General features: G+C 73.6%; 25 protein-coding genes. 16 read left to right on the forward strand and 9 right to left on the reverse strand.

Features of this window, described 5'->3' with window-relative positions:
• The first annotated feature begins 16 nt into the window (after positions 1 to 16).
• The 4 genes from AB0M79_RS26115 (at position 17) to AB0M79_RS26130 (ending at position 6,504) form a co-directional block, all read left to right on the forward strand.
• The gene (locus tag AB0M79_RS26115; protein ID WP_364218269.1) at positions 17 to 1,039 is read left to right on the forward strand and encodes a 1-acyl-sn-glycerol-3-phosphate acyltransferase; all 1,023 of its coding nucleotides are present in this window, start codon (positions 17 to 19) and stop codon (positions 1,037 to 1,039) included.
• A gap of 9 nt (positions 1,040 to 1,048) precedes the next feature.
• Positions 1,049 to 1,372: a divalent-cation tolerance protein CutA gene (cutA, locus tag AB0M79_RS26120; RefSeq protein ID WP_357533152.1), complete on the forward strand. Its 324-nt coding sequence runs from the start codon at positions 1,049 to 1,051 to the stop codon at positions 1,370 to 1,372.
• Between the two features lie 67 nt (positions 1,373 to 1,439).
• Positions 1,440 to 5,318, forward strand: a complete 3,879-nt coding sequence (locus AB0M79_RS26125) for a hypothetical protein (RefSeq protein WP_364218271.1) — start codon at positions 1,440 to 1,442, stop codon at positions 5,316 to 5,318.
• 148 nt (positions 5,319 to 5,466) lie between these two features.
• Positions 5,467 to 6,504 (forward strand): acyl-CoA desaturase, encoded by a 1,038-nt coding sequence (locus AB0M79_RS26130; RefSeq protein WP_364218273.1) that lies wholly within the window; start codon positions 5,467 to 5,469, stop codon positions 6,502 to 6,504.
• Between the two features lie 56 nt (positions 6,505 to 6,560).
• Here the strand turns inward: AB0M79_RS26130 and AB0M79_RS26135 are convergent, their stop codons facing one another.
• The gene (locus AB0M79_RS26135; RefSeq protein WP_364218275.1) at positions 6,561 to 7,334 is read right to left on the reverse strand and encodes a hypothetical protein; all 774 of its coding nucleotides are present in this window, start codon (positions 7,332 to 7,334) and stop codon (positions 6,561 to 6,563) included.
• 159 nt (positions 7,335 to 7,493) lie between these two features.
• Between AB0M79_RS26135 and AB0M79_RS26140 the strand changes: the two genes are divergently transcribed.
• Both AB0M79_RS26140 and AB0M79_RS26145 read left to right on the forward strand, forming a co-directional pair.
• Positions 7,494 to 7,790 (forward strand): 4a-hydroxytetrahydrobiopterin dehydratase, encoded by a 297-nt coding sequence (locus AB0M79_RS26140; protein WP_364218277.1) that lies wholly within the window; start codon positions 7,494 to 7,496, stop codon positions 7,788 to 7,790.
• Positions 7,787 to 8,899, forward strand: coding sequence for an FHA domain-containing protein (locus tag AB0M79_RS26145; RefSeq protein WP_364218279.1), 1,113 nt, complete (start codon positions 7,787 to 7,789; stop codon positions 8,897 to 8,899). The genes AB0M79_RS26140 and AB0M79_RS26145 overlap by 4 nt, the downstream gene beginning before the upstream one ends.
• A gap of 116 nt (positions 8,900 to 9,015) precedes the next feature.
• Here AB0M79_RS26145 and rocD read toward each other — a convergent pair whose 3' ends face one another.
• The 3 genes from rocD to AB0M79_RS26160 all read right to left on the reverse strand — a co-directional run bounded on the left by rocD (position 9,016) and on the right by AB0M79_RS26160 (position 12,071).
• Positions 9,016 to 10,227, reverse strand: a complete 1,212-nt coding sequence (gene rocD / locus AB0M79_RS26150) for an ornithine--oxo-acid transaminase (protein ID WP_364218281.1) — start codon at positions 10,225 to 10,227, stop codon at positions 9,016 to 9,018.
• Positions 10,224 to 11,039 (reverse strand): dimethylargininase, encoded by an 816-nt coding sequence (gene ddaH / locus AB0M79_RS26155; RefSeq protein WP_364218282.1) that lies wholly within the window; start codon positions 11,037 to 11,039, stop codon positions 10,224 to 10,226. The genes rocD and ddaH overlap by 4 nt, the downstream gene beginning before the upstream one ends.
• 300 nt (positions 11,040 to 11,339) lie before the next feature.
• Positions 11,340 to 12,071 carry a thrombospondin gene (locus AB0M79_RS26160; RefSeq protein WP_364218283.1) on the reverse strand — a complete coding sequence of 244 codons (732 nt, stop codon included), beginning with the start codon at positions 12,069 to 12,071 and terminating at the stop codon, positions 11,340 to 11,342.
• A gap of 116 nt (positions 12,072 to 12,187) precedes the next feature.
• Here AB0M79_RS26160 and AB0M79_RS26165 point away from each other — a divergent pair, with 116 nt between their 5' ends.
• Positions 12,188 to 13,000, forward strand: a complete 813-nt coding sequence (locus AB0M79_RS26165) for a DNA-formamidopyrimidine glycosylase family protein (RefSeq protein WP_364218285.1) — start codon at positions 12,188 to 12,190, stop codon at positions 12,998 to 13,000.
• A 3-nt stretch (positions 13,001 to 13,003) separates the two neighbouring features.
• Here the strand turns inward: AB0M79_RS26165 and AB0M79_RS26170 are convergent, their stop codons facing one another.
• The gene (locus AB0M79_RS26170) at positions 13,004 to 14,374 is read right to left on the reverse strand and encodes an FAD-dependent oxidoreductase (RefSeq protein WP_364218287.1); all 1,371 of its coding nucleotides are present in this window, start codon (positions 14,372 to 14,374) and stop codon (positions 13,004 to 13,006) included.
• 1 nt (position 14,375) lies between these two features.
• The gene (locus AB0M79_RS26175) at positions 14,376 to 15,515 is read right to left on the reverse strand and encodes a glutamate--cysteine ligase (protein ID WP_364218289.1); all 1,140 of its coding nucleotides are present in this window, start codon (positions 15,513 to 15,515) and stop codon (positions 14,376 to 14,378) included.
• A 260-nt stretch (positions 15,516 to 15,775) separates the two neighbouring features.
• Between AB0M79_RS26175 and AB0M79_RS26180 the strand changes: the two genes are divergently transcribed.
• The 4 genes from AB0M79_RS26180 (at position 15,776) to AB0M79_RS26195 (ending at position 19,985) form a co-directional block, all read left to right on the forward strand.
• Positions 15,776 to 16,081, forward strand: coding sequence for a DUF6412 domain-containing protein (locus AB0M79_RS26180; RefSeq protein WP_364218425.1), 306 nt, complete (start codon positions 15,776 to 15,778; stop codon positions 16,079 to 16,081).
• Between the two features lie 121 nt (positions 16,082 to 16,202).
• Positions 16,203 to 16,994: a membrane protein insertase YidC gene (locus tag AB0M79_RS26185; RefSeq protein ID WP_364218291.1), complete on the forward strand. Its 792-nt coding sequence runs from the start codon at positions 16,203 to 16,205 to the stop codon at positions 16,992 to 16,994.
• Between the two features lie 226 nt (positions 16,995 to 17,220).
• Positions 17,221 to 18,630, forward strand: a complete 1,410-nt coding sequence (locus AB0M79_RS26190; RefSeq protein ID WP_364218293.1) for a cellulose binding domain-containing protein — start codon at positions 17,221 to 17,223, stop codon at positions 18,628 to 18,630.
• Between the two features lie 11 nt (positions 18,631 to 18,641).
• The gene (locus AB0M79_RS26195; RefSeq protein ID WP_357533129.1) at positions 18,642 to 19,985 is read left to right on the forward strand and encodes a cellulose binding domain-containing protein; all 1,344 of its coding nucleotides are present in this window, start codon (positions 18,642 to 18,644) and stop codon (positions 19,983 to 19,985) included.
• A gap of 56 nt (positions 19,986 to 20,041) precedes the next feature.
• Here AB0M79_RS26195 and AB0M79_RS26200 read toward each other — a convergent pair whose 3' ends face one another.
• Positions 20,042 to 20,695 (reverse strand): DedA family protein, encoded by a 654-nt coding sequence (locus AB0M79_RS26200; protein WP_364218296.1) that lies wholly within the window; start codon positions 20,693 to 20,695, stop codon positions 20,042 to 20,044.
• A gap of 229 nt (positions 20,696 to 20,924) precedes the next feature.
• Here AB0M79_RS26200 and fabG point away from each other — a divergent pair, with 229 nt between their 5' ends.
• Positions 20,925 to 21,683, forward strand: coding sequence for a 3-oxoacyl-ACP reductase FabG (gene fabG / locus AB0M79_RS26205; protein WP_364218298.1), 759 nt, complete (start codon positions 20,925 to 20,927; stop codon positions 21,681 to 21,683).
• A 6-nt stretch (positions 21,684 to 21,689) separates the two neighbouring features.
• Here fabG and AB0M79_RS26210 read toward each other — a convergent pair whose 3' ends face one another.
• On the reverse strand, positions 21,690 to 22,079 hold the full coding sequence (locus AB0M79_RS26210) for a hypothetical protein (protein WP_364218427.1): 390 nt from the start codon (positions 22,077 to 22,079) through the stop codon (positions 21,690 to 21,692).
• Between the two features lie 28 nt (positions 22,080 to 22,107).
• The gene (locus tag AB0M79_RS26215; protein WP_357533122.1) at positions 22,108 to 22,479 is read right to left on the reverse strand and encodes a hypothetical protein; all 372 of its coding nucleotides are present in this window, start codon (positions 22,477 to 22,479) and stop codon (positions 22,108 to 22,110) included.
• Positions 22,480 to 22,629: 150 nt separating this feature from the next.
• Here AB0M79_RS26215 and AB0M79_RS26220 point away from each other — a divergent pair, with 150 nt between their 5' ends.
• From AB0M79_RS26220 to AB0M79_RS26235, 4 genes are all read left to right on the forward strand, one after another.
• Positions 22,630 to 23,250 carry a hypothetical protein gene (locus tag AB0M79_RS26220; protein ID WP_364218300.1) on the forward strand — a complete coding sequence of 207 codons (621 nt, stop codon included), beginning with the start codon at positions 22,630 to 22,632 and terminating at the stop codon, positions 23,248 to 23,250.
• A gap of 83 nt (positions 23,251 to 23,333) precedes the next feature.
• Positions 23,334 to 24,002: a Pr6Pr family membrane protein gene (locus tag AB0M79_RS26225; RefSeq protein ID WP_364218302.1), complete on the forward strand. Its 669-nt coding sequence runs from the start codon at positions 23,334 to 23,336 to the stop codon at positions 24,000 to 24,002.
• A 29-nt stretch (positions 24,003 to 24,031) separates the two neighbouring features.
• Positions 24,032 to 24,946, forward strand: a complete 915-nt coding sequence (locus AB0M79_RS26230) for a Gfo/Idh/MocA family oxidoreductase (RefSeq protein WP_364218304.1) — start codon at positions 24,032 to 24,034, stop codon at positions 24,944 to 24,946.
• A 150-nt stretch (positions 24,947 to 25,096) separates the two neighbouring features.
• Complete coding sequence (locus AB0M79_RS26235) at positions 25,097 to 25,636, forward strand: STAS domain-containing protein (RefSeq protein ID WP_364218306.1); 540 nt, start codon at positions 25,097 to 25,099, stop codon at positions 25,634 to 25,636.
• Positions 25,637 to 25,734 lie beyond the last annotated feature (98 nt).

The following is a 25,734-nucleotide window of genomic DNA, read 5'->3' on the forward strand; positions in this document are numbered from 1 at the left end:
GCACCGGGCGCCGCTGATGCGGATCCCGCCCCGCTGGCTGCGCCGGATCCTCCTCGGCCCGGCCGTCGTCCTGCTCACCTTCCTGTTCGTGACCACCCTGCCGATCTGGCTGCTGGTCGCCGCGGCCGCCTCGCCGCTGGTCCCCGGCTACCTGCGGCCGCTGCGTGTGCTGTGGATGCTGACCTTCTACCTGGTCTGGGACGCCGCCGCGCTGATCGCCCTCTTCGTCCTGTGGCTCGCGTCCGGGTTCGGCTGGAAGAAACGGTCACCGGCGTTCCAGCGGGCCCACTACGTGCTCACCGGCTGGTTCCTCACCGCACTCTTCTGGCAGGTGAAGTGGACGCTGCGGCTGGGTATCGAGGTGGTCGGCACCGACCCGGACACCGCCCTGCCCGGCCGGCCGGAGATCGTCGTGAGCCGGCACGCCGGGCCCGGCGACTCGTTCATCCTCATCCACGCGCTGGTCAACTGGTACGCCCGCGAGCCGCGCATCGTCCTCAAGGACACCCTCCAGTGGGACCCGGCGATCGACGTCATGCTCAACCGGCTGCCCAACCGGTTCGTCGCACCCGGACACCAGCCCGGCGAGACGATCGAGCAACAGATCGCGCACCTGGCGACCGGGCTCGACGACAACGACGCCTTCGTGATCTTTCCGGAGGGCGGCAACTTCACCCCCCGCCGCCGGCTGCGCGCCATCGCCCGGCTGCGGGCGTTGGGCCTGGAACGGATGGCGAAGCGGGCCGAGGGGATGCGCAACGTGCTCGCCCCCAAACCCGGCGGGCTGATCGCGGCGCTGGACGCCGCACCCGACGCCGGCGTCATCTTCGTCGCGCACACCGGCCTCGACCGGATGCTCACCGTCGCCGACGTGTGGCGCGAGCTGCCCATGGACAAACGCATCATCATGCGGTTCTGGTCGGTGCCACCCGAAGACGTACCGACCGGCGAGGCGGAACGGATCGAGTGGCTGTACGACTGGTGGAAGCGGATCGACGAATGGATCGACGAGCACCGTCCCGAGCCCGGTGGGGCGTAGGGTCGGCGGGTGGACCAGATTCACGTCGTGACGACCGTCGTCGACGCCCGCTCGGTGGCCGAGGTGCTCTCCGCCGCGGCCGTGGCCGGCCGGCTCGCCGCCTGCGCCCAGGTGAGCGGGCCACTCGACAGCACCTACTGGTGGGACGGCCGGATGGAGAGCACCCGGGAGTGGACGGTGCGGTTCAAGACCGCGCCCGACCGGGTCGACGCGCTGGTCGAGCACATCCGTGGCGCCCACCCGTACGACGTACCGGAGATCCTGGTGGCCGCGGTCGGCAGCGCCAACCCGGCCTACACGGCCTGGGTACACGAGCACACCCGACCGGCCTGAGTAGTCGGACCCAGGCTGAGTACGCACACTCTGTGACCGCCCCGCCGGCGACGGAAATCATGCGACTGTGACCGAACCCGCGCCCGTCTACCCCTGCCCGGCCTGCGGCGGCACCGCCAACCTGGCGGTCGGCTGCCGCCGGTGCGGCCGGGCGCCCGACCCCGTCGCCGCCGAGGTGATCCGGCTCGACTACCAGATCCGCGTGCTCGCACCCCAGGTCGAACAGGCCCGCCAGCACCACCTGTCGCTGGCCGCCGCGCTGCGCGACGCCCAGCAGCGGCGCCAGGCCCTCGCCGCCCGGGTACGCGCCGCGACCCTCGCCGCCCGCCCGGCGACCCGGCCGGCACCCGTACTGCCGCCGGGCACCGTCGCGCCGCGTCCGGGGGCGCCGGTCCCGGCCGGGATAGGCACACCGGACGCCCCTACCGGGCCGGTGGGCCACGGCGCGGCCGGGGGAGCGGCGGGGTGGCCGGCCGCCCCCGGGTACGGCGTGCCGGGCGGCCCGGCCGTGCCGGCCCGGCCGGAAGCCTCCACCCGGACGGTGCAGAACATCCTGTTCATCCTCGGCGGCCTGCTCTTCGGCACCGCCGCGATCGTCTTCACCTCCGTCGCCTGGGCCACCTACGGCGTCGCCGGCCGGGCCGCGATCCTGGCCGTCGTCACCGGGCTCGCGCTCGCCGTACCCCCGCTGGCCAGGTGGCGCGGTCTCACCGCCACCGCCGAGACGTTCGCCACCATCGGCCTGCTCCTGGTCCTGCTCGACGGGTACGCCGCCTGGTACGTCGACCTCTTCGGCCTCGCCGGATCGGCGGGTACCCGGTACACCGGGCTGGTCTGCGCGGTCACCGCCCTGGTCGCCGCCGGCTACGCCGCGCTGACCCGGCTGTGGGCGCCACGCTACGTCGCACTGCTGGTCGCCCAGCCGGTCCTGCCGCTGCTGGCGTACGACCACCGGCCGGACCCACTCGGGTGGGCACTGGTCTACGCGGCGGTCGCCGCCGGCAACCTGCTCGTCCTCCGGCTGGCCCGCCACGCCGTCGTGCCCGGCGCCGGTCCGGTGCCGGCCAATGCCGCGCCGGGCGGCGGCCGACGGGTCGCGTTCCGGGTCGTCGGCTGGGTCGGGTACGCCGTCATGCTGGCCGCCGCGACGATCAGCTCCCTGATCGCGCTGGTCGTCGCCGACGTGGCCGGACCGGTCGCCGTCGTCGGGCTGCCGCTCGTGGCCACGGCCCTGCTGCTGGTCGCCGCCGGTGCCGTGGCCGGCAGCGCGGTCCTTCGTGGACTGGCCGGCGCCGTCCTGGTGGTCGTGCTCGCGGTCGCGGCCCTGCGCCCGGTCGCCGAGGTACGCCCGTCGCTGCTGCTGGTGGCCGCCGCCGTGGTCGCGCTCGGGCTGGCCGCCGTCGTCACGGTGACCGCCCGGCCGCTGCCCGCCGCCGTGCGTACCGGCCACCGGGTCGGCGCGCTGCTCGTCACCGGGGTCACCGCGCTGGTCACCGTGATCGCGACCGCTGTCGTCGCGGTGGCCACGATGGCCACCGCGCTGCCGGGCGACGACACCAGGGTCCCGTTCGACTGGCAGGTGCCGGTGGCGGTGCTGGTGGTGACCGGCGCGCTCGGGGTGCTGCTGCCGCGGGCCGGCCGCGACGCCACCGCCGCCGTCGGCGCGGGCCTGGCGGTGCTCGCCCTGCCGGCCGCCGTGCCGATGGCCGGCTGGCCGGTCGCGGCGGTGGACCTCGCCGCGATGGCGGCGCTGCTGTTCGCCGCGCTGTGGCACCGGGCCGTCGTCGGGGGCGTGGTCCGGGCCGGCACCGGCGCCGTCCTGACGCTCCACGCGGTCGGGGTCGGTCTCGCCCGGCCGTCAACGGCGACCGGCACGCTGGCCGTCGTACTGCTGCTCGGGCTCGCGGTGGCCGCCGTCGCCGACCGGCTGGCCGCCGGACCCGGCGGCGGCCGGCCCGCCGGACCGGGCGCCGCGGACGGTGCCGACGCCGCCGGCCCGCACCCCGGCGCCGTGGCCGGGCCGGCCGGCGGCGCGAACGTCACCGGCCTGCCCGGGCGCCCCGCCCACCGGCGGCCGATCGGCGGGCTCGCCTTCGCCGCCGCACTGGTCACCTGGCCGGCGCTGGTCGTCGCCGGGCTGGCCGCCGCCACGATCGCCGGCTGGTGGCAGGCGAGGGCCGCGCTGCTCGCCGTCGCGCTGCTGCTGCCGGTGCCGGTCCTGGTCCGGCGGCTGCGGCCGGCACTGCTGCCGTACGCCACCGCGGCGGTCGCGGTCGCCGTGGTCGCCACCGCCACGGCGGCCGGCGGCGGGCCGTACGACGAGCCACCGGCGGTGTACGCCGCCGTCGGCATCCTGCTGCTCGTCACCACCGCGCTGCTGGTCGCCTGGACGCCGGGGCGGATCCTCGCCGCCGCGGCGACCCTGCCACTGCTGGCGATCGCCGTTGTCACCGTCGTGCCGGCGGTCGTCGGGGTGCTGCTGGCGCCGTACGCGTGGCTCGGAGCGATCTGGTCGGGCCGGCCGAGCGGCGGAGTGCCGACCCCGTCGCGGCGGTGGTTGGTCGAGTCCGGGCTCGACTCCGCCGCGCCCGCCCTGGCGCTCGGCGTGCTCACGGTCGCGATCTGGCTCGCCGCCCATCTGCTCCGCCCGGCCACCGCCGGACCGGCCACCGCCGGACCGGCCACCGCCGGACCGGCCACCGCCGGACCGGCCACCGCCGGACCGGCCACCGCCGGACCGGCCATCGGCAAGCCGGCCGCTGTCGAGCCGGCCACCGCCGGCCGGGGGATCGGGTGGTGGCAGGTGCGGGTCCGGCTCGCCACCACCGCGGCGCTGCCGGTCGGCGTGGCCGCCGTCCTGGTCGCGCTGACCGTCGCCGGCACACCGTGGCCGGTCGTACCGGCGGTGTCGCTGGCCGCCGGGCTGGCGTACCTGCTCACCGCCGCCCTGGTGCCGGTGCGGACCGGGGCGGTCCTGGTCGCCGTACCGGTGGGGGTCGCCCTGACCGGGGCCGGCCTGGCCGGTGCGCTGCCGACCGAGGCATCGACGATCGCCGCCCTCGGCCTGGTCGTCGCCGGCGCCGCCACGGTCGGCGTCGCCGGCCGGGGCCGGGGCGGCCGGATCGCCGGCTGGCTGGTGGCGGTCGTGGCCGGGTTGACGCTGGCGGCGACCGTGGCGCTCGCGGCCGACCTGCCGCTGCGGCTGGTCGCGCTGGCGGTCCTCGGCGGCGCGGCGGTGGCGCTGGCCACCGGCACCGTGCTGCGGATCCGGCGGCCCGCCGAGTCGGTGGCCGTCGAGGCGCTCGCCCACGCCGGGGCCCTGGTCGCGCTGCTGCTCAGTCTCGGCGGGATCCGGTACGTCGCCGCGGTGTTCACGCTGTGGGGCGTCGCCGTCGGGGTCCGGGCGCTGTGGGCCGGACCGGTGCCGGGCGCGGCGTTCCTGCACCGCCGCCGGGTGCTGGTCTGGGCGGCTCTCGGCAGTGAGCTGGTCGCCTGGTGGCTGCTGCTGGTCGCCGACCGGGTGGCGGTCCTGGAGGCGTACAGTCTGCCGGCAGCGGCCCTCGCCCTCCTCGCCGGCTGGCTGGCCGCCCGGTCCGGGCTGGGGAGCTGGTCCGCGTACGGTCCGGGGCTGGCCGCCGGCCTGCTGCCGAGCCTGGCCTCGGTGCTGGTCGGTGACGACCAGCCGATGCGCCGGCTGCTGCTGGGCACCGGCGCGGTGCTGGTCGTCCTCGCCGGTGGTGCGGCCCGCCGGCAGGCGCCGGTGGTGCTCGGCGGGGCCACCGTCGTCCTGCTGGCCCTGCACGAGCTGGTCGCCGTCTGGGACCTGCTGCCCCGGTGGATCTTCCTCGCGATCGGCGGTCTCGCGTTGATCGCCCTGGCCGTGACGTACGAGCGCCGGCGGCGTGACCTGGCCCGGCTGCGCGCCGCCGTCGGCCGGATGACCTGACCCGGTAGGAGGGGACGTATGGGGGGTGGGGTTAGCCCTACCCCCCATACGGGGGTGGCCAGGATTACCGAAAAGCCGGACTAAAAGGATGCTGGACGGCAGCGCGCGGCTCGACCACGGAGCGGCGACTGAGTGAACAGGGAGATCCATGACTGTCGGCGCGGTGGCGGAACGCACGCTGCAACGGGGAAGTGACTTCGCGCGGCTTTCCCGCCGGATCAACGAGGCCGGGCTGATGCGTCGCCGGCCGGGCTGGTACGCCGCGAAGATCGCGCTGACCGTGGGGCTCTTCCTGGGCGGCTGGGCCGCCTTCTTCCTCGTCGGTGACAGCTGGCTGCAACTGCTCGTCGCGGTGTTCCTCGCCTTCGCCACCACGCAGGTCGCCTTCCTCGGCCACGACGCCGGGCACCGGCAGATGTTCCGCAAGCGCCGGATCAGCGAGATCTCCGGTCTGATCGCCGGCAACCTCGCGGTCGGGCTCAGCTACGGCTGGTGGATCGACAAGCACAACCGGCACCACGCCAACCCCAACCACGAGGAGCACGACCCGGACGTCGAGGCCGGCGTGCTGGTGTGGACCCAGGAGCAGGCGGCGCAGACCAGCGGGTTCGGCCGGTGGATCGTCGAGCGGCAGGCGTACCTCTTCTTCCCGCTGCTCACCCTCGAAGGGCTGGCCCTGCACGTCGCGAGCGTGAAGGCGCTGCTGGGCAGCACCCCGATCCGGCACCGGCGCACCGAGCTGCTGCTGCTGGCCGTGCACACCGTCGGCTACTTCGCCGCGGTCTTCGCCGTGCTGTCGCCGCTCAAGGCGATCGCGTTCATCGTCATCCACCAGGGCCTCTTCGGGGTCTACATGGGCTGCTCGTTCGCCCCGAACCACAAGGGCATGCTGATGCCGACCGACGAGGACGACCTCGACTTCCTGCGCAAGCAGGTGCTCACCTCCCGCAACGTACGCGGCGGCGTCTTCGTCGACTTCGCGCTCGGCGGCCTGAACTACCAGATCGAGCACCACCTCTTCCCGAGCATGCCGAGGTCGAACCTGCGCCGGGCGCAGCCGATCGTCGCCGCCTACTGCGCCGAGAACGGCATCCCGTACGAGGAGACCAGCCTGGTCGACTCCTACCGGCAGGGGCTGGCGCACCTGCACGAGGCCGGTGCGCTCCTGCGGGCCGAGCGCCGCTGACGCCGTACGCGAAAATGGGCGACGCCGACCGGCGTCGCCCATTCTTTTGCCTTCGCTCAGCGGCCGAGGAACTGCATCAGCGAGTCGGGTGCCTCCACGGTCTGGCCCGCCGGCGGTGCGGTGACGTGGACCGGGGCACCGAAGTCGGAGTACGTCATCTTGAGCGTGTCGAGCGTCGGCTCGACCGATGTGAGGTCGATGTCGAGCCCGGTGAGCCGGCCCTGCGCGTCGGTCGTCGCGGTGAACGGCAGCGCCTTCGCGTTGTCGCCCAGCGCCTGCTGGATCCCGAAGCTGCCGGCCGGCGTCTGGCTCAGGTCGAGGGTGCCGGAGAAGTTGGTCGGGCCGTCGCGCCGCGCCTCGACCACCGACTTGATCATCCGGTCGGCGCCGGCCGGGTCGCCCTCGGGCAGGATGTCGAAATCGGTGCCGGCGAGCCGGGCGACGTCGACGCGTACCCATTTGTCGCCGACGTCGGGCAGCCCGGGGACCTTGAGGTAGACGGTCTTGTCGACCGCCACGACCTCGATCTGCACCGCCTGGCCCTGGCCGGTGTCCAGCGCCATCGTCATCGTGCCCCGGTCACCCTGCGGGTCGAGCTGGCCCCGGCTGCTCAGGCCGGTCGCCTCCATGGTGACCCGGAGGCTGTCGTCGTTGAGTCGCTTCGCCGCGGTGCTCAGCGCCTCGACCGCGGCCGGGTCGGCCGAGGGGGCGGAGGTCGCGGATCCGGTCGGTGCCGGGGACGCCCCGGTGCCGTTCTGGTCGGCGGGCGCGGCGCAGCCGGCCACGCCGAGCGTGAGTACGGTGACGAGGCCGAGCCCCGTGGTCGCCATGCGTGGAATCTGCCTCATTGGCACAGGGGTAACCGTTCGCGCGGAACGGTAAACATCGATCACCGCATGTCGGTGGGGTGCGCGCCGCCCGGATCGCGGAGAGCCGGCGGTGGCGGGCGCGCGGCAGGCGGACGAGACCGCCGGCGGTACAGTCTGCGCATGGCAAAGGTGCTGGACACGGACGCGTTGCGTGGCGAGCTGGCGGGGCTCGAAGGCGACTGGGCCGGCGACTCCACGGCGATCACCCGCACGGCGGAGCTGCCCGGTTTCGTCGAGGCGATCGCGGTGGTCGACCGGATCGCCGTGGTCGCCGAGGAACTCGACCACCATCCCGACATCGACATCAGGTGGCGCACGCTGACCTTCCGGTGCGCCACCCACTCCGAGGGTGGCGTGACGGAGCGTGACATCGAGCTGGCCCGGCGAATCGACGAGATCATCGGAGCGGCGACATGAGGTTCGAGATCAGCAAGGTCCTCGACGCGATCGAGGGCCGCCTGACCACCGACCCGAAGCTGGCCCGGGCCGTGCTCGACCTGGCCGAGGTGGTGCGCTACGTCGACTTCGACGGCGGCCGGCCGGCCACCCTGCTGCGGCTCGGCATGGTGGTCGACGCGCTCGGCCGGCAGCTCGCCGAGGAGAACGTCCCGGTCTACGTCGTGGTGCACCGGGCGCTGCTGTCGGACGCCGACCTGACCTCCAACGAGCGGATGGTGGTCCGCCGCTGGGCCGACGACGGCGTCGTCGAGGTCCTGCCCAATCCCGGTGAGCGGGTGCTGGAGGTCGCCGACCTGCTCGGGCTGCCGGTGCTGAGCCGGTCCCGCTTCGACAACGCCGTCGGCCGCTACCCGTGGCTGGCCGACCAGCCGGGCCGGCTGCTCGCGCCGGTGCCCGCGGCCGGCGGCCCGGCGCTGGTCGCCCAGGTCGGCGGCGGGCACGAACCCACCTCGGCGGCACCGTCGCCGGTCGGTGTGCAGTTGCTCGGCCGGATGTGGCGCTGCCCCGACCCGGAGTGCTCCAGCTTCGGCTCGATGCGGGTCGGCCGGCCCGGCGGGCAGCCGCCGCCGACGTTGCGGACCGGCATGCCGACCTGTCCCCGGCACGACGAGCGGCTCACCGACGCGGGGCACCGGCCCCGGGCGGAGCTGTTGTCGGTACGCATCGACGGGATGGTCCGGCGGCGGTTCGTGGTCGCCGCCGACGACCCGGTCGTGGTCGGCCGGGCTCCGGAGGGTGGCGGGATCATTCTCGGCCAGTGGCTGACCGACGAGGCCCGGCGCTGGATCAGCCGCAGCCACGTCCGCTTCGAGTTGCAGGGCAGCGAGCTGGTCGCGCACGACGTCAGCACCAACGGGACCGGGGTGCGGCCGGGCGGCTCGACCGACGACGACCAGCGGGAGACGCTCAAGCGGCAGGCCCGCCCGCTCGGCCCGACGGACGTGGTCGAACTCTACGCGGGGGTGCAGATCGGCCGGTCCCGGCTGTGGCAGACCGGCGGGGTGGCCAACCCGACGTCGGTGATGGCCGAGGCACCGACGATGGCGATCCGGATCGCCGACCGCTGAGCCGCCGGCCGTCCGGCCCGCCGTCGGCCGGACCGGCGGTCGACCGGGGCACGGGGCGGTCGGCTGAGGAGAGGCGGACCGCCCGGCCCGCGAACCGCGGGCCGGGCGGTCCCGGATCAGTGCAGTACGGCGGCGAGCTGGGCGATCGCGTGGTCGATCTCGGCCGCCTCGACGACCAGCGGCGGGGCGAGCCGGATCGTCGAGCCGTGGGTGTCCTTGGCGAGCACGCCCCGCTCGGCCAGTCGTTCGCACGCCTGCCGGCCGGTCATCAGCGCCGGGTCGATGTCGACGCCGGCCCACAGCCCCCGGCCGCGTACGGCGACCAGGCCCTCGCCGACCAGCGAGCGCAGGCCGGTGTGCAGCCGTACGCCGAGCTCGGTCGAGCGGCGCTGGAACTCGCCGGTGCGCAGCAGCCGTACGACCTCGGTGGCGACCGCGCAGGCGAGCGGGTTGCCGCCGAACGTCGAGCCGTGCTGGCCGGGACGGAGCACGCCGAGCACGTTCCGGTCGGCGGCGACCGCGGAGACGGGCACGATGCCGCCGCCGAGCGCCTTGCCGAGCACGTACATGTCCGGCCGGACCCCTTCGTGGTCGCAGGCGAACGTCTCACCGGTCCGGCCCAGACCGGACTGGATCTCGTCGGCGATGAAGAGCACGTCGCGTTGCGTGCACAGGTCGCGTACGCCGGGCAGGTAGCCCGCCGGCGGGACGACCACGCCCTGCTCGCCCTGGATCGGCTCGATCAGTACGGCGACCGTGGTGTCGTCGATCGCGTCGGCGAGCGCGGCGAGGTCGCCGTACGGGACGATCCTGAACCCGGGGGTGTACGGCCCGAAGTCGTCGCGGGCGTCCGAATCGGTGGAGAAGCTGACGATCGTGGTGGTGCGGCCGTGGAAGTTGCCGTCGGCCACGATGATCGTCGCCTGCCCGTCCGGCACGCCCTTGACCTGGTAGCCCCACTTGCGGGCGACCTTGATCGCGGTCTCGACCGCCTCGGCGCCGGTGTTCATCGGCAGCACCAGGTCCTTGCCGCACAGTTCGGCCAGCTCGCGGCAGAAGGTCGCGAACTGGTCGTGGACGAACGCCCGGCTGGTCAGCGTGAGCCGGTCGAGCTGGGCGTGCGCGGCGGCGATCAGGGTCGGGTGCCGGTGGCCGAAGTTGAGCGCCGAGTAGCCGGCCAGGCAGTCCAGGTAACGCCGCCCGTCGACGTCGGTCACCCAGGCGCCCTCCGCTTCGGCGACGACGACCGGCAGCGGGTGGTAGTTGTGCGCGGTCCAGCGCTCGGCGTCGCCGACCGCCGCCGGGGTACGCATCCGTTCGACGATCACCGGTTCGCCTCCCGCAGTTCGAGGGTGCAGCACTTCGGGCCGCCGCCGGCCTTACGCAGTTCGGACATGTCGACGCCGATGGTGTGGTAGCCCCGCTCACGCAGCGCGGCGGCCAGTCCGGTCGCCTGCACCGGCAGGACCACGTTGCGGCCGTCGCTGACCGAGTTCAGCCCGAACACCGCGGCGTCCTCGGGCGTGGCGACCACCGCGTCCGGAAAGAGCCGGCGCAGCACCGCTTGGCTGCCCGGCGAGAACGCCTCGGGCAGGTAGGCCACGTTGTGCTCGTCGAGCACGAAGAGCGCGGTGTCGAGGTGGTAGTAGCGCGGGTCGACCAGTTGCAGGGTCACCGTCGGTCGCCCGAAGAGTTCCTGCGCCCGGGCGTGCGCGGCGTGCGTGGTGCGGAAGCCGGTGCCGGCGAGCAGCAGGTTACCGACGAGCAGCAGATCGCCCTCGCCCTCGTTGACGTGCTTGGCCTCGTGCACCTCGAACCCGGCCCGCGACAGCCAGGAGGCGTACGCGGGTGCCTCGTCGGCGCGCTGCGGGTCGCGGAACTGCACGGCGAGGGCCTGCCCGTCGACGACGGTGGCACCGTTGGCCGCGAAGACCATGTCGGGCAGGCCCGGCACGGCCGGGATCTCCTCGACGGTGTGGCCGAGGTCCAGGTAGACCTGCCGCAGCGTGCTCCACTGCGCGATCGCCAGGTCGGCGTCGGTCGGCGCGGTGGGGTCCATCCACGGATTGATCTTGTATTCCACGGCGAAGTACGTCGGCCGGCACATCAGGTAGCGCCGGCTGGTGGCGTCCAACGACATCTGTCCTGCTCCCGTGATCGGCGCGCCCGGCCGGGTTCGGCCACTGGGCTGGCGCTTGCCGCCAACGCTATGCGGCCGGCTTCGGCGGCATCTACCGTTCAGGGTTGCGTTCTGTCGCAGATCGTTGCGTGGATCGGGGCAGCGACCATCGAATCGTTGTGTCGTCCCGCGAGCGACCCCGGACAGCGTTGAGGGGCGGCGAACCGCCGCCCCTCAATAGGTGCTCTGCCAGAGGTGAACCACTTCGGGCGAGACTGCGGAACCGGTGAACCACCGCTTCCGTGCCAGCTCGGATACCCGTCAGAAGCGCTCGATAAACTGTGTGTCAAGCCACTCTCGGAACCGCACGACGGTGTCACCGTCCGTGGTCGGCCAGGCGAACTGGCCGGTCATCGCCAGGATGCCGATGACGACCGCCGCGAGCCCCAGCACCAGGCCCAGCAGGGCCTCCGTCTTGCCCGAGATGTGGCGCCGGGCGGTGGCCGAGATGCCCGCCACCCCGAGCAGGGCGCCGACCGCGCCGATCCCGATGCCGTAGCCGGCCAGCGCGCCGGTGAGCACGAAGAGGATGCCGGCGACACCGAGGATCAGGCTGATCGTGGCCAGCAGGCTGGTCCGGGGACGCGGGCCGGTCGGCGCGACCGGCCGCTCCTCCTCGGTCTCCGGCGTACGGTCGACGACCGCCGCACCGGCACCGCCCATGTCCCGGCGGTCGGCGCTCAGGTCCTCGGTGACGATCCGGTCGGTAGGTGCCATTTCGTCCCGGTCTGACCTGCGGTCAGGTGCCGGCGGCAGCACCGGCTCCGGCTTGCGGATCTCGGTCCGCGTCCTCGTCGGGGCGGCCCCGGTCGCCGACCGGCTGCGGTAGGTCGTCGCCTCGTCACCCGGGCGGCCGGCGGCCGGGGCGGCATCGGCGGGAGCGGGCCGGGCCATGGTGGCGGTCGGGGTCGGCGCTTCCGAGCCGGCGGGACGCTCGTCGTCCCGCGTCGGCGCCGTCTCCTCCCGGCGCGCGAACGAAGGAATCCTTACCACAGCACACCTCCTGGTCAGTGCGTGGTGCCTCGGTGATGGCGCCTACGCGGGGAACACCATCGGAGTACCCCGATGGCCGACGAACCATGCCCGGGCCGCGGGGATAGGGTTTCGCTGTGCCTGAAGGTCACACCATCCACCGCCTCGCCCGCCGCCACCGCGAGCTATTCGCCGGTGACAAGGTCACCGTCGCCAGCCCGCAGGGCCGGTTCGAGACCGGCGCCGCGCTGCTGTCCGGCACGGTCCTGCGCGACACCGAGGCGTACGGCAAGCACCTGCTGCACCACTACGAGAACGACCTCGTCCTGCACGTCCACCTCGGGCTGTACGGCAAGTTCACCGACGGCGCGGGGGAGCCGCCACCGCCGGTCGGCGAGGTACGGATGCGGGTCGCCTCCGACGCGTACTGGCTCGACCTGCGCGGCCCGACCGCCTGCGAGGTGCTCGGCCCGCCCGAGACCCAGACGTTGCGGGACCGCCTCGGTGCCGACCCGCTGCGTGACGACGCCGACCCGGGCCCCGCGTACGCGCGCATCCGGCGCGGCTCGACCGCGCTGGCCGCTCTCCTGCTGGACCAGTCGGTGGTGGCCGGCACCGGTCTGATCTTCGTGACCGAGGTGCTCTTCCGGGCCGGGATCGCGCCGACCACCCCCGGCCACCGGCTGACCCCGGCCGCCTGGGAGAAGATCTGGACCGACCTGCGCGAGCTGATGGCCACGGCGGCCGGGACGGGCGTCATCGACACCGTCCGGCCCGAGCACCTGCCGGAGGCGATGGGGCGGGCGCCCCGGGTCGACCGGCACGGCGGCGAGGTCTACGTCTACCGCCGGGCCGACCTGCCCTGTCACGTCTGCGGGACCGAGGTCCGGCGCGGCACGCTGGGCGGCCGCAACTCCTACTGGTGCCCGACCTGCCAACCGGCCGGCTGACGCTCAGCCGCCGGCCAGCGCCTCGACCGCCCGCCGGGCGGCGATCAGCACCGGATCCCAGACCGGTGCGTACGGCGGGGCATACCCCAGGTCGAGGCCGGTCATCTCCTCCACCGTCATCTGGTTCCACAGCGCGACGGCCAGCGGGTCGATCCGCTTCGCCGCCTCGGACCGGCCGACGATCTGGGCGCCGAGCAGCAGCCCGCTGCGCCGCTCGGCGAGCAGCTTGACCGTCATCGGGTCGGCGCCGGGGAAGTATCCGGCCCGGTTCGTCGACTCGACCTTCACGGTGACGAACTCGTAGCCGGCCGCCGACGCGTCCTGTTCCCGCAGCCCCGTACGCGCCACCTCCAGCTCGCACACCTTGGTGACCGACGTACCGATGACGCCGGGGAACGTCGCGTAGCCGCCGCCGATGTTGATGCCGGCCACCCGGCCCTGCTTGTTCGCGTGGGTGCCGAGCGGCAGGTGCACCGCCTGCCCGGTGAGCCGGTGCACGGTCTGCACGCAGTCGCCGGCCGCCCACACCCCGTCCACCCCCATCACCCGCATCCGCAGGTCGACCTGGATTCCGCCGGTCGTCCCGACCGGCAGGCCGGCCCGCCGCGCGAGCGCGGTGTTGGGGCGTACGCCCAGGCCGAGCACGACCACGTCGGCCGGCAACTCGCCGGCGTCGGTGACCACCGCCGCCACCCGGCCGGCGCGCTCGGTGAGCCCGGTGACGGCGACCCCGCTGCGTACGTCGATCCCGATCCCGACCAGCGCGTCGCGGACCAGGGCCGCCATGTCGGGGTCGACGGTCGACATCGGCTGCGGACCCCGCTCGACCAGCGTCACCGACAGCCCGCGCCGGATCAGCGCCTCGGCCATCTCCACGCCGATGTAGCCGCCGCCGACCACGACCGCCGTACGCGGCCTCGGGTCGCCGTCGAGCCAGGCCCGCAGCGCCGAGCCGTCGTCGAGGGTCTGCACCCCGAACACCCCGGCCGCCGCCGTCCGCGCCCACGGCGGGTCGACCGGCACCGCGCCGGCGGCGTACACCAGCTGGTCGAAGTGCTCGTGGACCTCGCCCCCGCCGTCGAGGTCGCGGGCCACCACCACCCGGCGGTCCAGATCGATGGCGGTGACCTCGTGCCGGAGCCGGACGTCGATCCGGTACTTGTCGCGGAACACCTCCGGCGCCCGCGCGACCAGGTCGTCGCGGCTGTCGACCAGGCCCCCGATCCAGTACGGGATCCCGCACGCCGAGTACGACGTGAAGTGGCCCCGTTCGAAGGCGACGATCTCCAGCTCGTCCGGACCCAGCCCGCGGCGGGCCTGGGACGCGGCCGACATGCCCGCCGCGTCGGCGCCGACGACAACCAGCCGGGTCAACTCAGCTCCTCGTCGCCGTGGCCAGGTGGTCGACCACGCTGCCCAGATCACCCGTACGGTCGTGCACGGCGCGCTGGCGGGCCGCCCCGGAGCCCTGACGGCGCAGCTTCTCCAGCAGCGGGGTGACGGTGTCGAGGTCGCCGTGCCGGGCCAGTTGCGGGCCGACCCGGTCGACGAGCCGGAGCAGCAGTTCCCAGGCCGGCCGCAGGCCGCCGCCGAGCAGGTCGACGGCCAGCCCCTCCAGCCCGTCGTGTGCCGCCCGCCAGTGCGCCGACACCAGCAGGTGGTGGTCGATCCGGGGTGCCGGCCGGCCGGCGGCGATGTCGTCGAGGGCGGCGCCGACCAGACCGCGTACGAGGGCGGCGACCAGGATCGTGTCGTCGAGGCTGGCGCAGACGTCGCCGATGCGGATCTCGACGGTCGGATAGCGGTCGGACAGCCGCGAATACCAGTAGAGCATCCCCTCGTCGAGGATCACCCCGGACTCGATCAGCTCCCGCAGCAGCCGCTCGTAGTGTTCGTGCGAGTCGAGCCAGGGCATCGGGCCGACCGACGGCCAGCGGTTCCACAGCATCGAGCGCCAGCTCGCGTAGCCGGTGTCGCGGCCGGCGTAGAACGGCGAGTTGGCCGTCGCGGCGTGCAGGACCGGCAGCCACGGGCGCAGGTGGTCGAGCACCCGGACACCGGTTTCCGGGTCGGGTACGCCGACGTGGACGTGCATCCCGTTGAGGCCGGGCCCGGGCACCAGCATCCCGTACCGCTCGATCATCCGGTGGAACCGCGGATTGTCGACCAGCGGCGGCACCGGGCCGTCGACCGGGCCGGTGCCGACCGCGAGCAGTCGTACGCCGGCCTGTTCGGCGGCGTCGGAGACGCCGGTACGCAGCAGCCCGAGCGAGTGCCGCAGCGCGTCGAGGCAGAGCCCCGGCGGACTGCCGATCTCGATCTGGCTGGTCTGGAACTCGAGCTGCACCTGACCGCGCAGCTCGGGCGGTACGTTCGCCAGGACCGCGTCGACCGCCGGCGCGGCGATCCCGGTCGCGGCGTCGACGAGAAGGAATTCCTCCTCGACCCCCACGGTCAGTAACTCCGACGTGCCCGCCGTCGCGGGTCTCACCTGCTCGGCCACCCCACCGGCCATCGCCGCCACCGCCGTTCTTCACCCCGTGCCCGGGCGGATGCCCGCGCCTGCCGTCCTGACTACCCACCGTCGCCGGCCGGGAAAACGCATCCCTTCTCATCCTGCCCCGCGTCGGTCCGGTTCGGCCGTGTCCGTTCGGCCGCGCGTCGGTCCGGCCCGGCGTCCGCTCGGCCGTGCGTCGGTCCGGCCCGCCCGCGTCCGTCGACGCGGGGCGGTGTCGGAATTGGCGGCGGAGCCGTAAGCTGGGCTGCGTGCCGGGGATGCTGATGAGCCTGATGGGCCTGTGGGCCTTCGCCCTGGCCCAGTTCGCCGCCCACTCCGCACACCCCGCCGAGTTGCTGGCCGGGGCGACCGTCGTCGTCGCGGCGCTGCTCGCGGTCGCCGTCGCGGTCCACCTGGTGGTCGCCGGCCCCCGGGGCGCGGATGAGAGCACCCGCACCGGCGCCACGCTGCGCGAGCGGGCCCGTCGTCGATCTCTGCCCCGCCTGCTCGATCCCGACGCCGCCGGCCGGCCACGGCCGCGAGCACCCGCACCGGGCCGGGTCCATCCCGTCCCGGCCGTGTAGCACCACTTTTCCTCCACCGCTGCGCGGTCGATTCCACCGCACCTAAACCGTCCACATCGGACTGTCAAGCCGGGCCGCCGCGTGCCGCCCGGACACGGAATCGAACCCAGAGGGATCACCCATGCTCGCCTTCGCGCCCCTCGACGCCGCGGTCACCGCCGCGTCGACCGCCGTCACCGCCCTGGCCGACCTCGTCGCCCCGCTCGCCGGCGGCGCCGCGACCGCCGCCGCCATCGTCCTGTTCACCTTCGCCGTACGACTGCTGATCTCGCCGCTGAGCTGGGCGCAGGTACGCGGCGAGCGGAGCCGTACCGCGCTCGCCCCGCAACTGCGGGAGATCCAGCGCAAGTACGCCGACGACCCGGCCAGGATGCAGGCCGAAGTCGTCGGCCTCTACCGGTCGGCGGGTGCCTCGCCGCTCGCCGGCTGCCTGCCGGCACTGCTCCAGGCACCGTTCTTCCTCGTCATGTACCGCCTCTTCACCACCGCGGACCCGGATTCCGGGCTGCTCGCCGAACGGCTCGCCGGGGTGCCGCTCGGGCACCACGTCGCCGACGGACTCGGCGGGGCGGCGGGGCCGCTGTTCGCCGTACTCTTCGCCGCCCTGCTGGTGCTGGCCTGGTGGTCGTCGCGGCGGATGCGTCGTACGGCCGCCCTGGCCGCGGCGGCCGGCGCCGGGGCCGCCGCGCCCGCGAAGGCGACGGGCCGGGCGGGGGAGCCGCAGCCCGATGTGGCGGCGCTGCTCGGCCGGATCATGCCGCTGCTGCCGTACGGGACCCTGATCGTCGCGGCGGTCGTCCCGCTGGCGGCGGTGCTCTACCTGGTGGCGACGACGGCGTGGACGGCGCTGGAGCACGCGGTGCTGCGCCGGCCGCAACCGGCTCCACTGGCCGTTCCGGTGCCCGGCCGGTGAGTCGCCGGCCCCGCCCGCCAACATGCGCGTGATCAGGGGCGGTGGTCGGCGACGCGCCGACGACCCGCACGATTTGGTCCCTGATCACGGGGATCTTGGGGTGGGACTTCAGGCAAATTTCAGGGACGGGGTCGGGGAGCGCTCTGGACATTAACAGTTAACAGTCCTAATAATTGGCCAACTGTTCGACGGCGGCCGATGCCGTGCCGGGTTGGGAGGACTGGTGATGAGACGCTCGAGATCCTTGTTGCTCGCGGTGGTGTCCGCACTCGCCGCAGGTGTGGGTGCGGTCTGGGTCGCCGGCCCGGCGCTGGCGGCGGGGCCCACCGCGACGTTCGTCAAGACGTCGGACTGGGGCTCCGGCTGGGAGGGGAAGTACACGGTCACCAACGGTGGCGCGACGGCGCTTTCGTCGTGGGCGGTGGCGTTCAGCCTGCCGTCCGGTTCGTCGGTCAGTTCGTTCTGGGACGCCGACATGACCCGGTCGGGCCAGCGGTTCACGTTCCGCAACAAATCCTGGAACGGCAGCCTCGCGCCGGGCGCGTCGGTGTCGTTCGGCTTCATCGGCACCGGCTCCGGTTCGCCGACGGACTGCACCCTGAACGGCGCGGCCTGCGGCGGCGGCACCCCGCCCACCACGCCGCCACCCACCACCCCGCCGCCGACCACGCCACCGCCCACCACCCCACCGCCGACGACGCCGCCACCGACCACCCCGCCGCCGAACCCCAACGACGGCCTGCCCAAGCACTTCCTCACCGGCTACTGGCACAACTTCGACAACCCCGCAGTCGAGCTGCGGCTGCGTGACGTACCGAACGAGTACGACCTGATCGCCGTCGCGTTCGCCGAGGCGACCAGCACCCCCGGCCAGGTCACCTTCGGCATCGACCCCGGCCTGTCGGCGTCGCTCGGCGGATACACCAACGCCCAGTTCAAGGCCGACGTCGCGACCCTGCACCAGCGCGGCAAGAAGGTCATCATCTCGATCGGCGGCGAGACCGGCCGGGTCCAGGTCAACGACTCCGCCTCGGCGACCGCGCTGGCCAACAGCCTCTACTCGATCATGCAGGAGTACGGCTTCGACGGCGTCGACATCGACCTGGAGAACGGCCTCAACCCGACCTACATGGCGCAGGCGATGCGTGCGCTGCGTAGCCGGATCGGGGCCAGCCTGATCATCACGATGGCGCCGCAGACCATCGACATGCAGAACCCGACGGTGTCGTACTTCAAGCTCGCGCTCGACATCAAGGACATCCTGACCGTCGTGCACACGCAGTTCTACAACTCGGGCTCGATGCTCGGCTGCGACCAGATGCAGGCGTACTCGCAGGGGTCGGTGAACTTCATGACCGCGCTCGCCTGCATCCAGCTGGAGGCCGGTCTGCGGCCCGACCAGGTGGCCCTCGGCCTGCCGGCCGGACCGGGCGCGGCCGGCGGCGGGATCGTCGCCCCCGCGATGGTCAACCAGGCGCTCAACTGCCTGGCCCGGGCGACCAACTGCGGCAGCTTTCGCCCGCCGCGCACCTACCCCGGCATCCGGGGCGCGATGACCTGGTCGATCAACTGGGACGTCTCCAACGGCAACAACTTCGCCCGCACCGTCAAGCCGCACCTGGCGACGCTGCCATGACGGGAGTACGCATGAAGATCAGACCGCTACGCACGGCGGCGATCGCCGCCGGCCTGGCCGCCGCCGTCGCGGCGACCACCCTGGTCCTGGCCCCCTCGGCCGCCGCGGCCACCGCCACCTACGTCCGCACCTCGAGCTGGGGCAGCGGGTACGAGGCCAAGTTCACCGTCACCAACAACACGTCCTCGGCGATCAGCTCCTGGACGGTCGCGTTCGACCTGCCGACCGGCTCGCGGGTCAGTTCCTTCTGGGACGCCGACCTGACCACCGCAGGGCAGCGGGTGACCGCCCGGAACAAGTCGTGGAACGGCGCCCTCGGGGCGGGGGCCACCGCCTCGTTCGGGTTCATCGTCGCCGGCTCCGGCGACCCGACCAACTGCACCGTCAACGGCACCTCGTGCGGCGGCGGACCGGTCCCGACCACGCCCCCGGTCACCACGCCGCCGCCGACCACGCCCCCGCCGACCAACCCGCCCCCGTCCGGGGCGATGCGGGCGGCGCCCTACATCTACTCGTGGGGCAGCGTCCCGCCGATCAACACGATCATGCAGACGACCGGCATCCGCTGGTTCACCAAGGCGTTCATCCTGTCCGGTGGTGGCTGCACCCCGGCCTGGGACGGCAGCCGGCCGCTGCTCGGCGGCACCGACGCCGCGCAGATCGCCCAGATCCGGGCGGCCGGCGGCGACGTCATCCCGTCGGTCGGCGGCTGGAGCGGCAACAAGCTCGGCCCGAACTGCTCGACCCCGCAGGCCCTGGCCGGCGCGTTGCAGCAGGTGGTGACCGCGCACAACCTCAAGGCGATCGACCTCGACGTGGAGAACACCGACGAGTTCGAGAGCGAGGTCGTGCAGGACCGGATCCTGAACGCGCTGAAGATCCTCAAGCAGAACAACCCGAACCTGAAGACGATCGTGACCATCGGTACGGCGACCACCGGTCCGACGTACTGGGGCACCCGAATGATCAACCGGGCGGCGGAGTTGCAGGCCAACGTCGACGTCTGGACGATCATGCCGTTCAACTTCGGCGGCGGGGCGAACATGTACACCTCGACGGTCAGCGCCGCCGAGGGGCTGAAGAACACGCTGAAGACCGCGTTCGGCTGGTCCGACGCGACGGCGTACGGCCGGATGGGCATCTCCGGGATGAACGGCCGGTCCGACCAGAACGAGATCACCACGCCACAGCAGTGGACCCAGATCCGCGACTGGGCGAAGTCGAAGAACCTGGCCCGGCTGGCGTTCTGGTCGGTCAACCGGGACCGGCCGTGCCCCGGCGGCGGCCTGAGTTCGGAGTGCAGCAGCATCGCGCAGCAGAACTGGGAGTTCACCGCGATCACCGCGGGATTCTGACCGGATGTTGAAAGGCTGACCGCGGCGGGCGGCAAACCGCCGCGGTCAGCTCCGCGTCATCCGGCGGAGGCGCGGGCCTTCGCCCGCCGCTTGCGGAGCTTCTTCACCACCCACCAGGCGATCAGCACCACGAACAGCCCGATGATCGCGTAGTCGAAGTAGTTGTAGTAGCGGTCGACCTGCTGCCAGCGTGAGCCCAGCGCGAAGCCCAGCCCGATGAAGATCGAGTTCCAGATCCCGCTGCCCAGCGTGGTCAACGCGGTGAACTGCACCAGCGGCATCCGGTCGGCGCCGGCCGGGATCGACACCAGGCTGCGTACGACCGGCACCATCCGGCCGAACAGCACCGCCCACCGGCCGTGCCGCTCGAACCAGCGGTCGGCCTTCTCCAGGTCTTCGAGATCCACCAGCGGCACCTTGTCGAGCCAGCGCTTCAGGCGGTCCTCGCCGACCGCCGCGCCGAGCCAGTAGAGCAGCAGCGCGCCGAGCACCGAGCCGGCGGTCGCCGCGATCGTCACCAGGACGACGTCGACCCGGCCCTCGCCGGCCAGGTAACCGGCCATCGCCAGCACGATCTCGCTCGGAATGGGCGGGATCAGGTTCTCCAGCGCGACCAGGAGGCCGACGCCCACCTCGCCCATCGCCTCGATGACACCCGCGACCCAGCCGGTGAGTCCACCGATCTCGGTCGGCTCGGCGGCTACGGCCATGGGCGTGCTCCCTCACCTGGAATCAGCCTGATCCCGTTCTCTACCCCGATGATCGCGGGGTCACACCCGGCCGGGCGCCGGCACACCCGCGGTCTCCGGACGGGCGGAAACGGGGGCGGCGGCGTACCCGGCACGTGCGGCCGGATCCCGCGGCCCGGTAGGCAGGCGACCGGACGGCCATCGGGTTAGGCTGCGGCCCCCAGGTTCGTCACCGGCGAAAGGTCGCAGCATGTTCGAGGAGTCCCGCGTCGCCCTCGTCACCGGCGCCGCTCGCGGCATCGGGGCCGCCACCGCCCGCCGGCTGGCGGTCGACGGGTTCACGGTGGCCGTGCTCGACCTCGACGAGGCGGCCTGCGCCGACACGGTCGCGCAGATCACGCGGGACGGCGGCCGGGCCCTGGCCGTCGGCGCGGACGTGGCCGACGAGACCGGGGTGCGGGCGGCCGTCGACCGGGTCGCGGCCGAACTGGGCCCGCCCGCCGTCCTGGTCAACAACGCCGGCGTGCTGCGCGACAACCTGCTCTTCAAGATGACCGAGGCCGACTGGGACACGGTGCTCGGCGTACACCTCAAGGGGGCCTTCCTGGTCACCCGGGCGGTGCAGAAGCACATGGTCGACCAGCGGTACGGCCGGATCGTCAACCTGTCCAGCACCTCGGCGCTGGGCAACCGGGGGCAGGCGAACTACGCCGCGGCCAAGGCGGGCATGCAGGGCCTCACCAAGACGCTGGCGATCGAACTGGGCCCGTTCGGGATCACCGCCAACGCGGTGGCACCCGGCTTCATCGTCACCGAGATGACCGCCGCCACCGCGGCCCGGCTCGGCGTCGACTTCGCGCAGTTGCAGGAGCGGGCCGCGGCCGAGACCCCGGTACGCCGGGTCGGAAGGCCCGAGGACGTCGCGCACACCATCGCCTTCCTGGCCAGCGAGGGTGCGTCGTTCGTGTCCGGGCAGGTGATCTACGTCGCTGGCGGCCCGCGCGACTGATCCGGCTCAGGCCCGGGCGGACCGGGTCCGCCAGAGCCAGAGCAGGCCGAGCACGGGCAGCAGGAGCGGAATGTAGCCGTACCCCTCGCCGAAGCCCGACCACACCGTGTCGTCGGGGAACGCGGACGGGACGAGCAGGCTCGCGGTGCCGACGACGAGCACCCCGACGAGTTCGATCGTGCAGCACACCAGCGCGATCCGCCGGCCGAGTTCGCCGGCCCGGGCCAGGCCGTAGGTGGCGATGATGTAGACCACCGCGGCGAACGCCGACAGCAGGTAGGCCAGCGGCGCCTCGCCGAAGCGGGTCGCGATCTGCAGGCCGGCGCGGGCGGTCGCCGCGATCGCGAAGAGCAGGTAGACGGCGATCAGCACCCGGCCGGGGCCGCCGTTGAGCATCCGCGACACCCGGGTGTCCGTACGCGGTTCAGACACCGGCCACCTCCCAGGTCTGCTGCAGCCGTACGACCAGCACCGGGATGACCAGGCAGACGACGGTGACGATGATGGAGCCCCACCGGGTCGGTTCCATCCGGGCGAGCACGGCGGCGATCGGCGGCAGGCAGACGATCGTGGCGAGGTAGCCCCAGAAGGTGCCGGGCTCGGCGGGACTTTCCCCGCCGGCGATCGCCACCAGGGCCGCGACGCCGAGGGCGAGGATCGCGACCTCGACCACGGCGAGGCCGATCAGGTGGGACCGGTCGGGGGCCCGGTCGCGCACGGTCGCGACCAGCCCCCACGCCGCCAGCGCGAGGGCGAGCACGATCGTCAGGGTTTCGAGAGCGCCGTTCACGGCCACACTCTACTAACGCCTGTAGTAAGGCGATCCGCGGATGGCGCTTCTGGAATCGATCATGTGAAACAGATCAATATGCGGCTATAGTTCTCGGGCATGGGCGGGACGGGCATGTGGGCTTTGCCGGTCGTAGGCGGATGTGTCCTGTTGGCCATGGTCGTCCTCGCGTTGATCCTCGACCGTCCGCGTGGGCCCCGCCCCGACCTCGGGCAGCTCCGGGCCGAGGCCACCGGGCTGGCCGCGCACGCGGTCGCCGCCCAGGAGCGGGCCGGCCGGGCCGGTGCGGCCGCGGTCGAGGCCCGCTCGGCGGCGCTGGCCGCGCGGCGGGCCCGCGACGAGGCGTGGACCGCCCAGGAGCGGGCCGCGAAGGGCTACCACCTGGCCTGGCAGGAGGTGCTGGCGGCGCGGGAGACGGCGGGGGCGGTCGACGTCACCGGCGGCCGGGACCGGACGGTCACCCGGGCGGCGCTGTCGGCGTACCGGCGGGGCGACATCTCGATCGACGAGCTGCGCCGGGTGTGGTCCGGCGCGGACGGGGCCGACCCGGTGCTGGCCGATCGCGAGCGGGCCGCCGAACGGTGGCGGATGCGGGAGCTGGGGGCGCGGCGGGTCCACGACCGGGCCAACCTGGCGCTGCGCCGGGCCGACGAGGCGGCCGGGATCGCCGAGTGTGCGGCGCGGGCGCTGCTCGACGAGGCCGTGGTGGCGGCGACCGAGGCACACGAGGCGATGCTCGCGGTCGAGTGGCGGGCGAGCCGGTCCCGGTTGCGCTGACGTCACGTACGGGCGGGAGAATTCCGACAAAAGTGGCAAGTGTCGTCCGGGGTGGCGGCGGTCGGGACTGATAGCTTCCGCTCATGATCGATGGTGGTCGCCGGGTGGCCGTCGCCCTGCGGATCGTGACCGTGCTGGCGGTGCTGGTCGGGGTCGGGGTGACCGCGGTCGGCGCCGACACCCTGCCCGGACTGCTGCCCTACTTCACCATCCAGAGCAACCTGCTGCTCGGCTGCTTCGCCGCGTACGCCGCCCTGCTCGCCGGGGGCGACGGGCAGCCGCCGGCGGTGGTCAAGGGCGCGGTCACCACCTACATGGTCATCACCGGGCTGGTCTACCACCTCGTGCTGATGAACGGCTCCGGCGAGTTCTCCATGGCCGACGAGGCCGCCGCCGCGTCGGCGCTGCTCCAGCTCGGCAACCAGCTCACCCACACCCTGACCCCGATCCTCGCGGTCCTCGACTGGCTGCTGCTCGACCGGTCCCGGGCCCGCTTCCGGTACGCGCTGCTCTGGCTGGCGTACCCGCTGGCCTACCTGGCCTTCGCGCTGGTCCGCGGCCTGGTCGTCGGGACCTACCCGTACCCGTTCGTCGACGTGACCGAGCTGGGCTACGGCGGGATCGCCGTCAACACCCTGGTGTTCGGCGGCGCCTTCTATCTCATCGGGCTGGCCGTCGTGGCCGCCAACCGGGCGGTGACGGGACCGCGCCGGGGGCGCGGAACGGCCCCGGCCGCCGGTCGGGCAGACTGACCGGCGACGAGGCGACCGGAGGGGGCGGGATGGGACTGCGGTTCGGGCTGTTCGGCACCGGCAACTGGGCGGCGAACGCGCACGCCCCCGCGATCGTCGGGCACCCGGGGGCCGAACTCGTCGGCGTCTTCGGCCGCGACCCGGCCAAGGCCGCCGACCTCGCCGACCGCTACGGCGCCCGCCCCTACCACGACGCCGACGAACTCATCGCCGACGTCGACGCGGTCGCCGTCGCGCTGCCGCCCGACGTGCAGGCCCCGATCGCCGTACGGGCCGCGCAGGCCGGCAGGCACCTGCTCCTCGACAAGCCGCTCGCGCTCGACCTCGCCGAGGCCGACCGGGTGGTCGACGCCGTACGGCGCACCGGGGTCGCCTCGGTCGTCTTCTTCACCAACCGTTTTCGCGGCACCGTCGTCGACTTCCTCGACGGGGCGGTGACCACCGGCGGCTGGACCGGCGCCCGGGCGATCCTCTTCGCGTCGATCTTCGAGCCGGGCAGTCCACACCTCGGCTCGACCTGGCGGCGCCGGCACGGCGGGCTGTGGGACGTCGGGCCGCACCTGCTCTCGGTGGTCGTACCGGTGCTCGGGCCGGTCACCCACGTCGCCGCGATGGACGCCCCGGACCACACCGTGCACCTGCTGCTGCGGCACGCCGGGGGCGCGGCCAGCACCATGTCACTGACCGTCGACGCCCCGCCCGCCGCCCGGACGAACGAGGTCACCTTCTACGGGACGGCGGGGCTGGCGACCGTGCCGCCCGGCGAGACCACCGCGGTCGAGGCGCTCACCACCGCCGTCGACCTGCTGCTCGACGAGATCGCCACCGGGGCCCGGGGCGGGCTGCTCGACGTCCGGTTCGGCCGCGACGTGGTGGCCGTACTCGCCGCCGCCGAACTGGCCCGGTCCGGCGCCGGCACGGTGGCGGTCGCCCCGGCCCGCTGACCGGCGGCTGGGGGACATCCCCCGTACGCCACTCAGGGTCGGTCTCCTACCCGGGGCCTACTCCGTACGGCCCGGTCTGCGCCGAAGGGGCAGGCCCGACTCCGCTGTCAGCAGGTCGCGGATGTCAGAGGGGGTGCCTAGGCTCGGTACGTGGAGCTGATCAGGGTGCAGGCACTGTCGACGACCCGTCTGGACGTGACCGTGGACGCCGCCGGTGACACGCTGGAGGTGCGGGTCGTCGGGGAGATCGACATCGCCAATGTCGACGAGTTCCGGGTGCTGCTGTGGTCGCTACCGGCCGGCGCGACGACCGCCCGGGTGGATCTGTCCGGCCTCGAGTTCCTCACCGCGGCGGGGGTCCGTGCGCTGATCGCCGCGCACCTGCGGCTGCGCGCCCGGGGCACCCAACTCGTGCTGTGCCGGCCGACCCCGCTGGTACGGCGCGTACTGCGGGTCAGCCGGGTGAACCGGGTCATCCCGGTCGTCGGCTCGGCCCGACCGGCGGCGGATCAGCCGTCCGCCGGACAGTGGGGCGGCGAATCGCGAGGAACCGAGCGGCCCGCCAGCCGGCCGGGCGTCGAGCGGCCGGGACCGGAGAAGGTGACGTCGGACAAGGCCGGCCAGCGGGTCTGGCAGCCCGGCCCGCTCCGCGACGCCCACCACCCGGTCCGCTGCGGCCGGGCCGCCTGACCAGGGTTCCGGCCGACCGGGCGAGCACCGGCCGGGTCCGCCCCGCCGGTGCCCGGGCCGTGTCGGCCAGGGGGCTCAGTACCGGGCCATCGGGCTGG

This window comes from Polymorphospora sp. NPDC051019, assembly GCF_040683055.1.
In the GTDB taxonomy this organism is placed as follows: Bacteria; Actinomycetota; Actinomycetes; order Mycobacteriales; family Micromonosporaceae; genus Polymorphospora; species Polymorphospora lycopeni.

Coding starts and splice junctions, on each gene's coding strand:
- AB0M79_RS26115 (WP_364218269.1), top strand. CDS start 17: ATGCGGATCCCGCCCCGCTGGCTGCGCCGGATCCTCCTCGGCCCGGCC.
- AB0M79_RS26130 (WP_364218273.1), top strand. CDS start 5,467: ATGACTGTCGGCGCGGTGGCGGAACGCACGCTGCAACGGGGAAGTGAC.
- AB0M79_RS26135 (WP_364218275.1), bottom strand. CDS start 7,334: ATGGCGACCACGGGGCTCGGCCTCGTCACCGTACTCACGCTCGGCGTG.
- AB0M79_RS26140 (WP_364218277.1), top strand. CDS start 7,494: ATGGCAAAGGTGCTGGACACGGACGCGTTGCGTGGCGAGCTGGCGGGG.
- AB0M79_RS26145 (WP_364218279.1), top strand. CDS start 7,787: ATGAGGTTCGAGATCAGCAAGGTCCTCGACGCGATCGAGGGCCGCCTG.
- ddaH (WP_364218282.1), bottom strand. CDS start 11,039: ATGTCGTTGGACGCCACCAGCCGGCGCTACCTGATGTGCCGGCCGACG.
- AB0M79_RS26175 (WP_364218289.1), bottom strand. CDS start 15,515: ATGGCCGGTGGGGTGGCCGAGCAGGTGAGACCCGCGACGGCGGGCACG.
- AB0M79_RS26180 (WP_364218425.1), top strand. CDS start 15,776: ATGCTGATGAGCCTGATGGGCCTGTGGGCCTTCGCCCTGGCCCAGTTC.
- AB0M79_RS26185 (WP_364218291.1), top strand. CDS start 16,203: ATGCTCGCCTTCGCGCCCCTCGACGCCGCGGTCACCGCCGCGTCGACC.
- AB0M79_RS26190 (WP_364218293.1), top strand. CDS start 17,221: ATGAGACGCTCGAGATCCTTGTTGCTCGCGGTGGTGTCCGCACTCGCC.
- AB0M79_RS26195 (WP_357533129.1), top strand. CDS start 18,642: ATGAAGATCAGACCGCTACGCACGGCGGCGATCGCCGCCGGCCTGGCC.
- AB0M79_RS26200 (WP_364218296.1), bottom strand. CDS start 20,695: ATGGCCGTAGCCGCCGAGCCGACCGAGATCGGTGGACTCACCGGCTGG.
- fabG (WP_364218298.1), top strand. CDS start 20,925: ATGTTCGAGGAGTCCCGCGTCGCCCTCGTCACCGGCGCCGCTCGCGGC.
- AB0M79_RS26210 (WP_364218427.1), bottom strand. CDS start 22,079: ATGCTCAACGGCGGCCCCGGCCGGGTGCTGATCGCCGTCTACCTGCTC.
- AB0M79_RS26220 (WP_364218300.1), top strand. CDS start 22,630: ATGGTCGTCCTCGCGTTGATCCTCGACCGTCCGCGTGGGCCCCGCCCC.
- AB0M79_RS26225 (WP_364218302.1), top strand. CDS start 23,334: ATGATCGATGGTGGTCGCCGGGTGGCCGTCGCCCTGCGGATCGTGACC.
- AB0M79_RS26230 (WP_364218304.1), top strand. CDS start 24,032: ATGGGACTGCGGTTCGGGCTGTTCGGCACCGGCAACTGGGCGGCGAAC.